This window comes from Plesiomonas sp. (assembly GCF_051650925.1).
Lineage (GTDB): Bacteria > Pseudomonadota > Gammaproteobacteria > Enterobacterales > CAMTGL01 > Plesiomonas.
Genome location: NZ_JBOFRH010000524.1, coordinates 1 through 16,248, shown reverse-complemented (window position 1 = coordinate 16,248; position 16,248 = coordinate 1). Strand labels below are relative to the sequence as shown.

At 47.6% G+C, this 16,248-nt stretch carries 13 protein-coding genes; 4 read left to right on the top strand and 9 right to left on the bottom strand.

What is annotated here, in order from left to right; genetic code table 11:
- Positions 1 to 56: 56 nt before the first annotated feature.
- From ACRC27_RS12530 to ACRC27_RS12505, 6 genes are all read right to left on the bottom strand, one after another.
- Positions 57 to 926 (bottom strand): MurR/RpiR family transcriptional regulator, encoded by an 870-nt coding sequence (locus tag ACRC27_RS12530; RefSeq protein ID WP_438623085.1) that lies wholly within the window; start codon positions 924 to 926, stop codon positions 57 to 59.
- 212 nt (positions 927 to 1,138) lie between these two features.
- On the bottom strand, positions 1,139 to 1,879 hold the full coding sequence (pflA, locus tag ACRC27_RS12525; protein WP_438623086.1) for a pyruvate formate lyase 1-activating protein: 741 nt from the start codon (positions 1,877 to 1,879) through the stop codon (positions 1,139 to 1,141).
- Between the two features lie 145 nt (positions 1,880 to 2,024).
- A complete protein-coding gene (pflB, locus tag ACRC27_RS12520) occupies positions 2,025 to 4,307 on the bottom strand; it encodes a formate C-acetyltransferase (protein ID WP_438629976.1) in 2,283 nt (760 codons plus the stop codon).
- A 14-nt stretch (positions 4,308 to 4,321) separates the two neighbouring features.
- Positions 4,322 to 5,230: a formate transporter FocA gene (gene focA / locus ACRC27_RS12515; RefSeq protein WP_438623088.1), complete on the bottom strand. Its 909-nt coding sequence runs from the start codon at positions 5,228 to 5,230 to the stop codon at positions 4,322 to 4,324.
- A gap of 557 nt (positions 5,231 to 5,787) precedes the next feature.
- The gene (gene ycaO / locus ACRC27_RS12510; RefSeq protein ID WP_438629974.1) at positions 5,788 to 7,542 is read right to left on the bottom strand and encodes a 30S ribosomal protein S12 methylthiotransferase accessory factor YcaO; all 1,755 of its coding nucleotides are present in this window, start codon (positions 7,540 to 7,542) and stop codon (positions 5,788 to 5,790) included.
- A gap of 141 nt (positions 7,543 to 7,683) precedes the next feature.
- On the bottom strand, positions 7,684 to 8,268 hold the full coding sequence (locus ACRC27_RS12505; RefSeq protein WP_438640021.1) for a hypothetical protein: 585 nt from the start codon (positions 8,266 to 8,268) through the stop codon (positions 7,684 to 7,686).
- A 212-nt stretch (positions 8,269 to 8,480) separates the two neighbouring features.
- Here ACRC27_RS12505 and ansB point away from each other — a divergent pair, with 212 nt between their 5' ends.
- Entirely contained in the window at positions 8,481 to 9,557 is a 1,077-nt protein-coding gene (ansB, locus tag ACRC27_RS12500) for an L-asparaginase 2 (RefSeq protein ID WP_438623091.1), read from the top strand.
- A gap of 119 nt (positions 9,558 to 9,676) precedes the next feature.
- Here ansB and ACRC27_RS12495 read toward each other — a convergent pair whose 3' ends face one another.
- The 3 genes from ACRC27_RS12495 to ACRC27_RS12485 form a co-directional block, all read right to left on the bottom strand.
- Complete coding sequence (locus ACRC27_RS12495) at positions 9,677 to 10,147, bottom strand: hypothetical protein (protein ID WP_438623092.1); 471 nt, start codon at positions 10,145 to 10,147, stop codon at positions 9,677 to 9,679.
- A gap of 55 nt (positions 10,148 to 10,202) precedes the next feature.
- A complete protein-coding gene (gene yfbR, locus ACRC27_RS12490; protein ID WP_438623093.1) occupies positions 10,203 to 10,817 on the bottom strand; it encodes a 5'-deoxynucleotidase in 615 nt (204 codons plus the stop codon).
- A 304-nt stretch (positions 10,818 to 11,121) separates the two neighbouring features.
- Positions 11,122 to 12,336: a pyridoxal phosphate-dependent aminotransferase gene (locus ACRC27_RS12485; protein WP_438623094.1), complete on the bottom strand. Its 1,215-nt coding sequence runs from the start codon at positions 12,334 to 12,336 to the stop codon at positions 11,122 to 11,124.
- A 377-nt stretch (positions 12,337 to 12,713) separates the two neighbouring features.
- On the opposite strand from ACRC27_RS12485, the gene ACRC27_RS12480 reads away from it, so the two are divergent.
- The 3 genes from ACRC27_RS12480 to ACRC27_RS12470 form a co-directional block, all read left to right on the top strand.
- On the top strand, positions 12,714 to 14,138 hold the full coding sequence (locus ACRC27_RS12480; protein ID WP_438640020.1) for an isochorismate synthase: 1,425 nt from the start codon (positions 12,714 to 12,716) through the stop codon (positions 14,136 to 14,138).
- The gene (gene menD, locus ACRC27_RS12475; RefSeq protein ID WP_438640019.1) at positions 14,119 to 15,813 is read left to right on the top strand and encodes a 2-succinyl-5-enolpyruvyl-6-hydroxy-3-cyclohexene-1-carboxylic-acid synthase; all 1,695 of its coding nucleotides are present in this window, start codon (positions 14,119 to 14,121) and stop codon (positions 15,811 to 15,813) included. The genes ACRC27_RS12480 and menD overlap by 20 nt, the downstream gene beginning before the upstream one ends.
- A 91-nt stretch (positions 15,814 to 15,904) precedes the next feature.
- The coding region (locus ACRC27_RS12470; RefSeq protein ID WP_438640018.1) for an alpha/beta fold hydrolase at positions 15,905 to 16,248 on the top strand (344 nt) is incomplete at its 3' end.

The window sequence follows — 16,248 nt, the reverse complement described above, 5'->3', positions numbered from 1 at the left end:
GAGGACCGATCTTCGTTCTGTGTAGCAGGCTGAAAATGTGTAAATAAGACAGTTAGTTACTCTAATGAGCGGGTAGTTTTAAGCTTAAATTCCCGTGCACTGTCGGGTTTGGCTTGCACAAGTAAAGTGTAGAGTAGATCAATGATAAACAGTTGTGAAAGTTTGGTGCCGATGGAGTCACCTTGCAGGAAATTTTCCTGATTGCCGTTATTGAGTATGCAGTCTGCATAAGTACAAATGGCTGAAAACGTATTTTGGGTGATGGCAACGGTAAATGCACCGGCCTCTTTTGCTAGACGCAATGCTTTGATCGTTTCCGGTGAGTTGCCGGAGTGTGAAATGGCGATGGCGATATCTTGTTCACAGAGCAGTGAGGCGCGCATATACATAAAATGGTTGTTGGTAATCGCTTCGGAGCGATAACCGATGCGCATGAGTTTATTTTTTGCCTCTTCAGCGGTAATTCCAGATGAACCAACACCAAAAAAGCAGATATCACGACAGTTCACAATCTTATCAACAACATGGCAAATTGCGCTGTAGTCGAGCCGTTCAATGGTTTCATCCAATACCTGAATCAGGTTGTTTTTCAGCTTGTTGGCGATCAGATCGGTAGGGTCGTCAAGTTCGACTTCTTGTGAAAGCAGGGGAGTAATGTTCCGATTTTTATTGGCAATTTCTACCGCCAATGCCACTTTAAACTCTTGAAAACCTTTAAACCCGAGTGATCGGCAAAAGCGAATGACCGAGGCTTCACCCACTTTTGCGCACAAAGAGAGCTGACTGACCGAGCTGTGTGTTGCTTGCTCTGGCGCGTGAATGATGGCATCAGCCAAGCGTTTCGCCGAAGGCGTTAGCTCGCTGTTGATCATTTTCAGGTGTGTCAGAATGCGCGTATTATTCAAGATTGGGTGAGAGGCCGGCATAATAGAAAACAGTGTCAGGGAAATTGTCCGACAGGATACCGTAAAGCGGTTGCCGACAGCAAATGAGTGCGCTTTATGGCCAATGGTGGTCTATGGCGGGAGTGTACTTTTACGAGCTGGTTTTCCTAATACTGAAATAAAAACAGGCTGCAATAAAAAACCGGCACAGATGATATGCGCCGGTCTTTAGGTGAAGCGAGCTTAAAGCAAGCTTAGTACATGACTTTGTGGCCATAACCTTCAAGAATGGTTTTAATTTTCTCAAGTGTTTCTTTTTTCGGTGGTTTTACACCGGCCAGCTTGTACTCTTCACCCATGGCTTCCCACTTGTGTTTACCCAATTCATGGTAAGGAAGAAGCTCAATTTTCTCTATGTTTTTCATATCCTTGATAAATTCACCCAGTTGGTGTGCTGAGGCTTCATCATCGGTATAACCGGGAACGATCACATAGCGGATCCATGTGGTTTTATTGATTTTGGCTAAGTATTGCGCAAAATCTAAGACCCGCTTGTTTGATACGCCAACCAGATTGTGGTGGATATCATCATTAATTTGTTTGAGATCGAGCATGACCAGATCGGTGGCATCAAGCAGCTCATCGATCACCGGTTCCATTTTGCGTACAAAACCGTTGGTATCTAGACAGGTGTGAATCCCTTCTGCTTGGCAGGCGCGGAACAGATCACGCACAAACTCAGCTTGCAAAATAGCTTCACCGCCTGATGCCGTCACACCGCCACCTGAGGCTTTCATAAAATGGCGGTAGGAGCGTAAATCATTCATGATTTCATCGACTGTCACCTCTTTGCCGCCGTGGGTATCCCACGTATCACGGTTGTGGCAGTACAGGCAGCGCATCAGGCAGCCTTGCATAAATACGATGAAGCGGATCCCTGGGCCGTCAACCGTACCGCAGGATTCGAAAGAGTGGATACGTCCTTTCACTGACATAGCGAGGTAATACTCCGCATAAGGCTGAACAATAGCAGCCTGTTTAAAATAAAAAAGGCCCCGAAGGGCCTTTTATTTTACGCGATTTTTGCAGACTTTTCCGCATTTACACGCAGTTTGTAATGTTATTCGTGGAATAACAAGATTACAGTGACTGGGTGAAGGTACGGGTAATCACGTCTTGCTGCTGTTCTTTAGTCAGCGAGTTGAAACGTACTGCATAACCAGATACACGGATGGTCAGCTGAGGATATTTCTCTGGGCTTTCCATTGCGTCTAGCAGCATTTCACGGTTCATTACGTTCACGTTCAGGTGTTGACCACCTTCGATGCTCGCTTCGTGGTGGAAGTAACCGTCCATCAGGCCAACCAGGTTACGCTTTTGCGCTTCCATGTCTTTACCCAGTGCGTTAGGTACGATAGAGAAGGTATAAGAGATACCGTCTTTCGCATGCGCAAATGGCAGTTTAGCCACAGAGGTCAGGGATGCAACAGCACCTTTCTCATCACGGCCGTGCATTGGGTTAGCACCTGGACCGAATGGTGCGCCAGCGCGACGACCATCTGGTGTGTTACCGGTTTTCTTACCATAAACCACGTTAGAGGTGATGGTCAGAACTGACTGAGTTGGGATAGCGTCACGGTAAGTTTTCAGCGCACGGATTTTGGTCATGAAACGCTCAACCAGATCACAAGCGATGTCATCTACACGTGAATCGTTGTTACCAAACTTCGGATAGTCGCCTTCGATTTCGAAGTCTACTGCGATACCGTCTTCATCACGCACTGGTTTAACAGTTGCGTATTTGATTGCAGACAGGGAGTCAGCAGCAACAGACAGACCTGCGATACCACATGCCATAGTGCGAACTACGTCACGGTCGTGCAGCGCCATCAGAGAAGCTTCGTAGCTGTACTTGTCGTGCATGAAGTGGATAACGTTCAGTGCAGTGACGTACTGCTTCGCCAGCCAATCCATGAAGTGATCCAGACGATCCATGACTTTGGTGTAATCAAGAACGGCATCAGTCATTGGCGCTTCTTTCGGGCCAACTTGCATTTTCAGTTTTTCATCAACGCCGCCGTTGATTGCGTACAGCATGGTTTTAGCCAAGTTTGCACGAGCACCGAAGAACTGCATTTGCTTACCAACGATCATCGGAGATACGCAACATGCGATTGCGTAGTCGTCAGAGTTGAAGTCTGGACGCATCAGATCATCGTTTTCGTACTGCAGGGAAGAGGTATCGATAGACACTTTCGCTGAGTAACGCTTAAAGCCTTCTGGCAGTGCTTCAGACCACAGGATGGTCATGTTCGGCTCTGGAGATGGGCCCATGGTGTAAAGGGTGTTCAGGAAGCGGAAGCTGCTCTTCGTCACCATAGTACGGCCATCTAAGCCCATACCTGCCAGTGATTCAGTTGCCCAGATTGGGTCACCAGAGAACAGAGTATCGTACTCAGGTGTACGCAGGAAACGTACCATACGCAGTTTCATGACGAAATGGTCAATCATCTCTTGCGCTTGTTCTTCAGTGATCAGACCTGCTTTCAGGTCACGCTCGATGTAGATATCGAGGAATGAAGAGGTACGGCCCAGAGACATTGCCGCGCCATTTTGTGATTTCACTGCAGCCAGGTAGCCGAAGTAAGTCCACTGAATAGCTTCTTGTGCAGTTTTTGCTGGCGCAGAGATATCACAACCGTAGGTGGCTGCCATCTGCTTAATTTGACCCAGTGCACGGTGCTGTTCTGCAATTTCTTCACGCAGTTGCATGGTCATTTGCAGATCTTCGCCGTTTTCCATGCGCTCTTGCAGGGAAGTGAACTGTGCGAATTTGTCAGCCAGCAGGAAGTCGATACCGTACAGTGCAACACGACGGTAGTCACCAATGATACGGCCACGGCCATACGCATCTGGCAGACCAGTCAGTACGCCTGACTTACGGCAGCGCAGGATATCAGGGGTATAGATATCAAACACGCCTTGGTTATGCGTTTTACGGTATTCGGTGAAGATTTTCTTAACCATTGGGTCAAGTTCACGACCGTAAACTTTGCAAGAACCTTCAACCATCTTGATGCCGCCGAATGGAATCAGCGCACGCTTCAGAGGAGCATCAGTTTGCAGACCAACGATAGTCTCAAGAGACTGGTCGATGTAACCTGCACCGTGAGAAGTGATGGTAGCTGGCAGGTCAGTATCAAAGTCAACCGGCGAATGCGTGCGGTTCTCTTCTTTGATGCCTTCCATGACGGAATCCCACAACTTGGTGGTCGCTTCAGTTGCACCCGCTAGGAACGCTTCATCGCCTTCATACGGCGCGTAGTTCTTCTGAATGAAGTCACGTACGTCGACAGCGTGTTGCCATTCACCGGAAGCAAAGCCTTCCCATGCGTTAGCGAAGTTTTGATTTAATTCGGTCATTGTATGTACCTACCTTAATTCTGAGGTGTTTCTTGCGAAAGCGCAGTACGCAGTGAGACAGGTAAAACTTTCTCTCCGCGCAAAAAGATAACCCAGTTCATCATTCCGACCAGCAGCGCACCACCGATAATATTACCCAAGGTAACAGGGATGAGGTTGTTGAAGACAAAATGAGAGACGGTTAAATCAGCAAACTGAGCAGGGTCAACGTTTATGCTGGTCCAGAACTCTGGGCTAGCAAAGGTGTGAACCACGATACCCATTGGGATCATAAACATGTTTGCGATGCTGTGTTCAAATCCGCTGGCCACAAACATGGCGACAGGTAACAGCATAGCAAGAATCTTATCGGTCACGGAACGGCCTGCATAGGTCATCCATACCGCCAAACAGACCATCAGGTTAGCCAGAATACCGAGGGCAACCGCTTCAACGAAGCTGTGGTGTAGTTTGTGTTGTGCCGTTTTAAGAACGGTCAGACCCCATTGCCCATCGGCAGCAGTATGTTGACCGGCAAACCAGATCAGGCCTACAAAGAATATAGCACCGATAAAGTTACCGACATACACCACACCCCAGTTCTTGAACATTTGTGCCCAAGATATGCGATTACTGGCTTTGGCCACGAGGGTTAATACGGTAGAAGTGAAGAGTTCGCCGCCACAGAGCACAACAAGGATTAAACCTAAGGCAAAGGCGACACCGCCCATCATTTTGGCCAAGCCCCAAGCAACGCTGCCGGTTCCTGTCATGACGGTGGTATAAAAAACAAATGCGATGGAGATAAATACACCTGCCATGATGGCAAGTAAGAACGATTGGTTCTGATTTTTAGTTGCTTTGTAAACACCGACATCTTCGGCTTTTTTAGCCATGGTTGCTGGCGCTAAAGCATCAACATGAGATGAGTTTTCTGTTTTCACACACGGGTACTCATTGACATGAAATTGGCGAGACAATACTAGCAAAACAGCTTTCATTTAAAATTGATCTAGATCATGTCCGTGAAATTAGATAACACAATTTACAAGGTTATTAACAGGGTGAAATATTTAACTACATGAAAAATAAAAAGAAAATTTTTTTTAAATTTTACATTAAAAATTGAATGTAACTAATTTACGAAAAAAAATAACAGTATCAGCGGGTTAGCCATGGTCTATTGTGGGTGATCTTGATCACAAATAAAACCATTACAGATCATTTTTAGATAGACACTAACAAAACTATGCACAACTTATACACGCGATAAGGTAGAAATAAGTGTAGTTCAATTTGGTGCATACGCTGACTTTTTTGTTTAAGTTGCTGGTGTTGTTATCACATTTTGTAACAAGACATTATAACGGTGTTTTGTCTCTTTTATTATTATGCATTTGTACTAAATGCAGTAGACATTATGCGTATAAAAAAACGGCACAGGTTTCATTTAAGCCTGTGCCGTTTGACTGAAATGATCAGTATTTATACGCGACTGAATTTAACTCCAGTAAGTGCGCTTTGCATTTTGTAGCTTTTGATAGGCGTGTAGTAGAGCCTGATGCGCTGGAAATTCGTTTAGATCACTGTCAGAGGCGATAAGACCAAAGAAGCGCTGCTCACCCTGAACGGCAGCCCATGCTTCACTCACGGTTTGTGTGCCGTACATGCGCTCAAATGCATGGCGATATTGTTCAGGATGACGATCTTCATCCAAGAACAACTCTAATGAGGCTTTTAGGCAACGGTAGTAGTTGGCGCGCTCAGTTGAGAACACTGATGCGTTGAACTCCATTGTCCAATCAGCCCACTCGAGCGCAACATCAAGCTCGCCTGCTGCCAGTGCCAGCATTGATTTCAGCTCACCAACACGCAGAGTATTCCATGCGCTATTTGCTCCTGGAACAAAACCAAGCAGCTCACGTACGCGAGTGAAATCATCCATGCCTTCTTCATCTAACTGGTTATAGAAGGCCATGTAATCCTCTTTTTCCCATTCAGAATCTGGCAGGCTTAAGATGATGTCGCGTAGGTGCATACCCATATTGTTGTTGGCCAGCAGCAGATCATCAGCCGGGTAAATATCAGACATGCTTGGCACTAAAATACGGCAGGCATACACGCCTAAATGCTCGTAGTCGGCAATATACACATCTACATCTTCATCGGCAAAGATGCTCATCAATCCAGCAAACTCTTGCTCGGTATCATCACCAAAGTTCCAGTCAGCAAACTCATAGTCGGCCTCGGCTTTGAACATATCCCACGAAATCAAACCGCTTGAGTCAATGAAGTGGGTTTCAAGGTTGGCATGTTCGGCAACATCATCGTTATCAAATGACGGAGGCATAAACACGTCGAGATCTTTGAGACTGCGGCCTTGCAGCAGTTCTGTCACCGTACGCTCAAGTGCTACACCAAACATCGGGTGTGCGCCGAACGAGGCAAAGCAACTGCCATTTTCTGGGTTAAACAGTACCACGCAAATGACCGGATACTGGCCACCGAGCGAAGCATCATAGGCAAAAATTGGGTAGCCTGCAGTTTCTAGCGTTGCAATGGCCTCTTGTACATGCGGGTAACGTGCCATGACTTCAGCCGGAATTTCAGGCAGGCTGATGCCTTCGGCAATAATGCGGTTTTTAATGTAGCGTTCGAAAACTTCAGATAAGCCCTGAACACGCGCTTCATAGCGGGTGTTACCGGCAGACATACCGTTTGACACATACAAGTTGGCAACGATATTCATCGGGATATAGACGGTTTCACCGTCTGACTGGCGGGTAAATGGCAGGGCGCAGATCCCGCGCTCTTCATTGCCCGATTGCAGGTCAATCAGGCCTGATGCCAGCAGTTCACCTTCTGGATCATAATAGTCACGCAGACTATCATCCAAAATACCCTCTGGTAGGCTGTCGTCTTCAGGAATAGCGAACCATTTTTCATCGGGGTAGTGCACAAAATCGCCGTTAGCGATCTGCTCTCCAAGATAAAAATCGGCGAAGAAGTAGTTAGTAGACAGGCGTTCAAAATACTCACCCAGTGCAGAGGCCAGCGCGGCCTTTTTAGTTGCACCTTTACCGTTAGTAAAGCACTGCGGACAGTCTTTATCACGGATATGAACGGACCAGACATTAGGCACTGGGTTTAACCATGAGGCTTCTTCAATATTAAAGCCCAATGCTTTCAGTTTGGACTGGAAACGCTCGATAGAATCTTCTAGGGCTGCGTCTTTGCCCGGAATGAAAGTTTGCATGTGCATAGAGTCCGTTTGATTGAGTCAAGAATGCCGGTAAAACTCATCCCGGCGGTTCAGGTGTTACATTACTGCTGTTTTATGGCAATTGTGAACCTGTTGTTTTGTTTATTTGGGAAGCCTGTTGATTGTAGCGCAATATTAACGTACTTCATTCTGATAAAACGTACTATCGCAATTTGCTGCGCCTTCAACGGTGTAATTATAAAAATCACCGTTTACAGATAGATAATCGTTCAGCGCGGAATAAGCAAGCTGTCGCTCGGGTGTATTGGTGATCCATTGCTCAATTTCTTTTAATGGGAAATCGGGGATCACATTTTGGAATGTTGCACAGGCCGCTGCTCGAGCAATCGGTTCGCCGGTGACAGAGATGGCTTTTTTATCCTCTAACTCTTGATTATAAGTCATCATACTTTGGCTGATTGCCGCAGCAAGCTGCATCAGCGCAGCACGTTTACTCGGTTCGCTAGGGTAACGCTGTGCAATTTTCCGCTGCACATCATCACGTATTCCGTTGCCATCAAGATCAATGCCCTCAAGCGTTAATGTACCGGCCATCCCCGGATCGGGCGGTAGGCTAGAGGCGAGCGCGGCAAAGGCCTGTTCCCGTTGCTGGCTATTTTGTGAGTCATCAGCAACCTGTAGCCGTGTGGTATTTGCTGCTACTGGCAACACGGCACTAGCACCGGTAATAGCCAGTGCCAGTATTATTTTGGCGATCATGCACATCCTCCTTCCTCTGTACTAAGAGAGCCCGATTGTCCGCTATTTTTATGTGCGGTAATTAACACTCTTAGGTTTTTATGCTGCACTTAGCACTTTTTTATACGATTAATCACATTTTTATTATTTACGCTCGGCATAATTGCGCCGGCTAAAGAACGCATTTGCTACTTTCATGGCAATTTGTCAATAACTAAATGGATGTAATATTAATGACTCTGCATAAATCCTTCAAAAAAACATTAAGTGCATCAGTGGTTGCATTGTGGTTTTCAAGTGCTGCATTTGCCGCTGATTTACCCAATATTACCATTTTGGCAACAGGCGGCACGATTGCCGGAGCAAGTACCACGAATTCGGCCACTGATTCGGGTTATACCGCAGGCAAAGTGGGTGTAGATGCCCTGATTGCCGCTGTGCCAGAAATGAGTAAGGTAGCAGATGTCACCGGTGAGCAGGTGGTAAAAATTGGTTCACAGGATATGAATGATGACGTTTGGCTAACACTGGCCAAACGTGTGAATGCTCTGCTGGCGAAAGAGGATGTTGATGGCATTGTGATCACACATGGTACAGACACCATGGAAGAGACAGCCTATTTTCTGAATCTCACGGTGAAAAGTGATAAGCCGGTTGTTTTGGTTGGTGCAATGCGCCCATCAACTGCGATGAGTGCCGATGGCCCGTTTAATCTGTATAACGCCGTGGTTACGGCAGCAGATACTGCATCAAAAGGGCGCGGTGTGATGGTCGCGATGAATGATACGGTGTTGGGTGCGCGTAATGTTGTGAAAATGAGCACAACAGAAGTGAATACGTTTCAAGCACCAAATTTTGGCCCGTTAGGGTATATCCATAACGGTAAAATTGATTATCAGCGCACACCAACCCGCAAGCATACTGAAGGCGCGCAGTTTGATATCAGTAAACTTGATAAACTGCCGAAAGTGGGAATTGTGTACGGTTATTCAAACATGGCGGTAGAGCCGGTAAAAGCACTGGTTGACGCTAAATATGATGGTATCGTGACGGCCGGTGTGGGTAACGGTAATCTGTATAATACAACGTTTGATGTACTGGAGAAGGCGGCAAAGCAGGGCACGGCGGTGGTTCGTTCATCACGCGTGCCGACTGGAGCAACGACGCTGGATGCCGAAATTGATGATGCAAAATATGGTTTTGTGGCCTCGGGTGCGCTTAATCCACAAAAAGCGCGTGTGTTGTTGCAACTGGCGCTAACTGAAACCAAAGATCCGGCTAAAATTCAGGAAATTTTTCAGCAGTACTAAATTGTTCTGTGGTACTCAATGTTCTCACAGTGCTGCATGTTCTAGCAGCACTGTGTTTAAAAAAAGGGGCAACTTCTGCAGTGAACGTTGAGGTTTGCGCCTTTTTTATGGTGATGCAATTAGAGCTTTTTGATCCACACTCCATTTTCTTGTTCAACGCTGTTTTCCCAACCACACAGCGCGGTGACATCACTCTCTTTATATAAAATGGCCGGTTGACGACCGTATCCAAACATAAAGTTGTACTGCTGTTTTTGTGCGCTGGCACTGTTGGCATCGGTATTTACATCGCCCAAGGTGCGCTCTACGTTAAACAGCATATCTCCGACCCAAAGAAATTTCCGGTACTGCGGATACATTGAACTCCAGCCCGGCATGGTGTTTTCATCTTCTAATATGCCGGTGACATGGGTGATATCACGGTGTGCAAGTGCTGGGCACAGTGTTTTGAGTTTACGCCATGCACTGACTACGCTCTGAATTTGCTGCGGAGCCAGTGTGGGCTGATCAATGGTGACTTTTAGCTCTTTTTCTTTGTCTTTGCAGCCGGTCAGAGCGACCAGTACAACCAGTGCCGCAATACGTTTCATAGGTTATCCCGTTATTTGTCTGTGTGAGGCTTGTTGGTGCTGTCGGTATTTTTCATCACAAGCTGTGATGCTCGCCCTGTTCGTCATGGCTAATTTCATCGAGTGACAGATGAAAACTAGGAACAAACACGGTCATAAAATAGTCCATCTCTTCGCTGTGGCGCTCTTTGAGCGTTTTTTTCAGGCGTTTTTTTGCCAGTTTAAATTCATTATTACCCGCTTCAAGCTCTTCAATGCATTTTAAGTATGCACAGAGTGAGTCAGCTTGTTTTACCAGCAACTGCTCTTCGGGTTCGTGTTCATCTGAGTTAATCAGCGGGCGGTAATCCTCCTGAAACTCTTCTGGCAGCATATCAATCAACCTATTTTCGGCGATTTTTTCAATTTTCTTATATTCGCGGGCAATTTCAGGATTGTGGTATTTAATCGGGGTGGGTAAATCACCGGTCAGCACTTCGCTGGCATCATGGAACATGGCAATCAGTGCGATACGTTCAGGGTTGACATTTCCCCCAAACTTTTTGTTTTTAATCAATGCCAAAGCATGGGCAACAAAGGCCACTTGTAAACTGTGTTCAGAGATATTTTCTGCACGGATGTTGCGCATCAGTGGCCAGCGATTAATCAGCTTCATGCGTGAAAGATAGGCAAAAAAGTGGCTGTGATTCATAACGATCCTCGTCAGCATAAGGCCATCAGTAAAGAGGCGTATCAATAAACGGGTATATCAATAAACAGGCCTATTAATAAACAAAAAGTAGGCTAAACATAAGCGGTATATGCTTTATGTGTTGTCTTGTACGAGAGTTTATCGCAGAAAAGGGAAAACAGCATGCCCATGAATAGGAAACAACGCGTTACGCTACGTAAAAGAGGGGCAGAAACAGGCAGTGCAACTCTCATAAGGCCTTTCTGAAAAAAGGTGACGCATGAGAAGGCGCACTGCCGATAAGATTATTTACGGTGACGCTATTTTACTGGTGATAACCGGCAAAAAAACGGCCAAGTTTGCCGATGGCCATCTCCAGCGTATCCACTCGAGGCAGGGTAACAATGCGGAAGTGGTCATGCTGTGGCCAGTTAAAACCTGTGCCTTGCACCAGCAGCACTTTCTCCTGCATTAGCAGATCAAACACCATTTTCTGATCATTTTGGATATTGAATTTTTTCTGATCAAGGCGGGGGAACATGTATAACGCTCCCATCGGTTTGACACAGGATATCCCCGGGATCTGGTTGATCAGCTCCCACGCGCGGTTACGCTGTTCATACAAGCGTCCGCCGGGCTGGATAAATTCACTGATACTCTGGTAGCCACCAATGGCGGTTTGGATGGCATGTTGCATTGGCACGTTGGCACACAAGCGCATAGAGGCCAGCATATCTAGCCCTTCGATATAGCCTTTGGCGTGCTTTTTCGGGCCATTGAGAACCATCCAGCCCTGCCGGAAACCCGCTACACGGTAGGTTTTTGACAACCCGTTGAAGGTGACGGTAAGTAGATCAGGCGCTAATGCGGCAATCGAGTAATGTTTGGCTTCATCGTAGAGAATTTTGTCGTAAATTTCGTCGGCAAAAATAGTCAGATTATGCTGACGCGCCACCTCAACAACCTCTAGCAGTAGCTCTTTACTGTAGACCGCACCGGTTGGGTTGTTCGGGTTGATGATGACAATCCCTTTGGTGTTGGGTGTGATTTTACGTTTGATATCATCAATATCAGGAAACCAGCCAGCATCTTCATCACACATATAGTGTACGGCATTGCCGCCAGAGAGTGAGACTGCGGCTGTCCATAATGGGTAATCTGGGGCGGGGACTAAGATCTCATCACCGGTATTGAGCAGTGCCTGCATCGCCATCACAATCAGTTCTGACACGCCATTACCGATATAGATATCTTCTACCGTAATATCCATCATGTTGCGCTTTTGGTAGTGCTGCATAATGGCTTTACGTGCCGAATACAGACCTTTTGAGTCACAGTAGCCCTGTGCGGTCGGCAGATTACGAATAACATCGACTAAAATTTCATCGGGTGCATCAAACCCAAACGGGGCCGGATTTCCAATGTTCAGTTTGAGGATGTTGTGGCCCTCTTCCTCAAGGCGCTTCGCCTCTTTCAGTACTGGCCCGCGAATGTCATAACAAACGTTATCTAATTTGATTGATTTATTGAGTAAGTGCATGATTAGCGCGCCATTATTTGAAATCATTAACTAAAATGTAGGTATCTATAGCACTTTACTCCGCAAGTTCCTTATTCGAAAGACAAAAACCTGATTTTGGAGCAAGGCTCTGTATCCAGTAGCGATATTAGCGGATATCGGATTGCATAACTGAAATTTACGGTGTTTTGTTATGATAATTGCAGATAAAATAGATTAAAATTGTGTGTGCAGCACAGGGCTTTACGGGTGTAGTCGTTAAACATTGTAATTTAGCGTTACAATACAACTGTTTTATCACTGTTTTTTTGTGATTTCTCTCGATTAACGATAGGCAATATAGATCGTAAAATGGGAAGAGATGACCCGTGAGCGGATAATTTACGCATGAGGTTACTTTGAATCTGCTTGATGACCTGATGCCACGTGTGCATCAGTTACTCTGTTCTTGGCCGGAAAACGGCGCGTCAGCTGAAAAAACAGCAGAAAAAAAGGGTGCGAAACTGAACCCGACGCAGAACGATGTGAGCTCAACCGACGCTGTTTTCCCGCCGAATACAGGTGCTCAGCGGATAATACTTCCGCTGAAACGTCAGGAAATGGGTAAGTTACTCGACTGGCTGGCAGCACAGACGCTGTTTCCTAAATTCTATTGGTTACACCGTGATGGCTCTGAAGAGGTGGCTGCACTGGGGCAGGTGCGTAATTTTACACGTCCTGATGCTGCCAGTGCATTTGTGCGCCAGCAAGAGAGTGCATTTCGCCTATGGGGTGGAACGGCTTTTGATGGTGAACAGGCCCGCAGTCATGGTTGTCTCAGTGGCTGGTTTTTTCTGCCGCGTTTTGAGCTGAGTCAGGGCACAAAAGGTGCACAACTGGTTATTAATCTATTTAGCCAGACCTCTTTACGTGCAGATGCGGCTCTGGCATGGCAGCAGTTCAGCGCCTTAGTCAGTGGTACGGCCTTAACGCTGCCGGATGTGACTGTGATAAATGCGCAGCATTTACCGGAGCACGGGGCATGGTGTGATCTTGTCAACCGAGCTCTGTCGGCCATTGATACCCATCAGGTTGATAAAGTGGTGCTGGCACGTAAAACCACGTTAACGCTTGATACGCCAGTTGCTGCACCACAGTTGCTCAACGCCAGCCGCAGGGTTAATCACCGCTGCTTTCATTTTATGTTGGCGATGGATGATAAACATGGCTTTGTTGGATCAAGCCCTGAACGTTTGTTCCGGCGGCACGGGTTGGCGTTACACACAGAGGCATTGGCTGGAACGGTATCGCGTACCGGCGATGATAAGCGTGACGCTCAACTGGCAAACTGGCTACTTTCAGATAAAAAGAATCAACATGAAAATCTGCTGGTGGTTGAGGATATCTGCACCCGTTTAAACGGGCATGTAGATAATGTTGATGTGCTTTCGGCAGAAGTGTTGGCTTTGCGTAAAGTGCAGCACTTACGCCGGAAAATTACCGCCCAGTTACGTACCCGTGATGATGCCGAGTGTCTTGAGTGGCTACATCCTACTGCGGCAGTGGCCGGATTGCCGCGCGAACCTGCTCGCGCATTTATCCATGAACATGAGCCGTTTGAACGGGGCTGGTATGCCGGTTCAGTCGGCTATCTTTCGCGTGATCGCGCCGAATTTACGGTAGCGATCCGCTCTGCATTAATTCAACAACATTACGTTCATTTATTTGCCGGCGCAGGAATTGTGCCCGGCTCTGACCCAGAAGCTGAGTGGCAGGAGATCGAGCGCAAAGCGGCCGGTCTGCGCACTCTGCTGGAGCCCGACTATGTCAATGAGTGCCTTTAATCGTCGCTGGGCGGGGGTAGTACTGGAAGCGATTACCCGTCACGGGGTGCGCCATGTCTGTATTGCACCCGGTTCCCGTTCTACACCGCTTACGCTAGAAGCGGCTGCGCATGCAAAACTAACCTGCCACACGCATTTTGATGAGCGTGGATTGGGGCATATGGCCCTTGGTATGGCGAAAACCTTAAATCAACCGGTTGCCGTGATTGTGACATCCGGTACGGCGGTCGCTAATCTCTATCCTGCCCTGATTGAGGCGGGGTTAACCAAAGAGAAACTGGTACTGCTGACTGCCGATCGGCCACCTGAGTTGGTCGATTGTGGCGCAAATCAGGCTATTCGTCAGCCTGATATGTTTGCTTCTCACCCTTGTGTTAGCCTTAACTTACCACGGCCAAGTGCTGATATTCCGGCACGCTGGTTACTGTCAACGTTGGATGATGCTATGCATCAACAACATCAGCAGGGTGGTGCGGTGCATATTAACTGCCCGTTTGCCGAACCCTTGTATGGCAACGATCAGCACGCGTTTACTGAGTGGTTAGCACCGGTAAATAGCTGGCTACAAAGTAGCACGCCGTGGGTTAGCTTTAGTGCACCGGTTGCGCAGGCTGAAACTGATCCTCAGTGGGAAACTCTGCGCCGTCAGAAAGGGGTGATTGTTGTCGGTCAGTTGGCACTCGGTGAAGGTGCGGCGATTGCGGCATGGGCGCAACAACTGGGTTGGCCACTGATTACTGATGTGCAGTCGGGTGTCTCACCGATGTTGCCTTATGCCGATTTGTGGATGAGCAATTCGCATGCTCTTGAGCGGTTGGCTGAAGCAGATATTGTGCTGCAATTTGGTGCGCGCTTTATCTCTAAGCGTATTAACCAGTGGCTAGAGACACTGAGTGTGCCTGAATACTGGCTGATTGACCCGCAGCAGGGGCGGCTTGACCCGTATCATCAGCACAGCCGCCGAATTTCTTGTGCGGTGGCACAGTGGATTAGCGTGCATCCGGCAGAAAGCACCCGTAAACCGTGGGCTCCTGAATTGCCCGCACTGGCGCGTTTTTCCCATACACAAGTACAAAAACAGGTGGGATCAAAACTCTGTGAAGCCTCTATTGCCCACCACCTAAATAAAATTCTTCCGCCGGAAGGACAGGTATTTTTGGGCAACAGCCTGATTGTGCGTTTAATTGATGCACTCGGCACACTGCCGGAAAACTACCCGATCTTCAGTAACCGCGGGGCGAGTGGGATTGATGGCCTGATCTCGACTGCCGCAGGCGTAGCCAAAGCGGGTGGCAAGCCCACACTGGCTATCATGGGGGATATGTCAGCGTTGTATGACCTAAACTCAATGGCACTGCTGCGCAACTTAGGCGTGCCGTTTGTGCTGATTGTGGTGAACAACAACGGTGGCGCAATTTTTGACATGCTGCCTGTGCCGTCAGAAGAGCGAGATCGTCTCTACCGTATGCCGCATGGTCTGGACTTCTCGCATGCCGCCGCGATGTTCGGTATGACCTATACGCGCCCTTATACTTGGGCCGATGTGGGTACGGCTCTGCGTCAGGCCTACATCAAAAATGGGGCGATGTTGATGGAGCTGAAAGTAGCCGATAGCGAAGGCGCAGAGACATTACGCACGCTGTTACAGCAAGTGCGTGATGCGGTGATTAATTGATTTGATCCCGATACGATCCCTCTGGATGCTGCATAGTCGGCTATGCAGCCCGTTATCAACCGAATGACTGAATCTACAGGTTCACTGAAATATGCAACGAGAGCACGACGCTATCCTACAAACCACGCTTTATTGCCAAAAACAGGGTGCTGTTGAGGCTATTGAGAATGGTCAGCCTTGTCTGGTTTGGCTACACGGTTTTTTAGGCAGCAGTGAAGATTGGCAGGCCGTGGTTCCCCACTTTGCGGATTATCCGAACCTGTTGGTGGATCTTCCGGGGCATGGCGGATCATCGTCGATCCGTGTGCGCAGTATGGCGCAGGTCAATCAGTTGTTGATGAATACACTCAAGCAACAGGGTATTGATCGCTACTGGTTAGTGGGCTACTCAATGGGCGGGCGGATAGCCTGTTTTCATGCTACGCAATCTGCGGA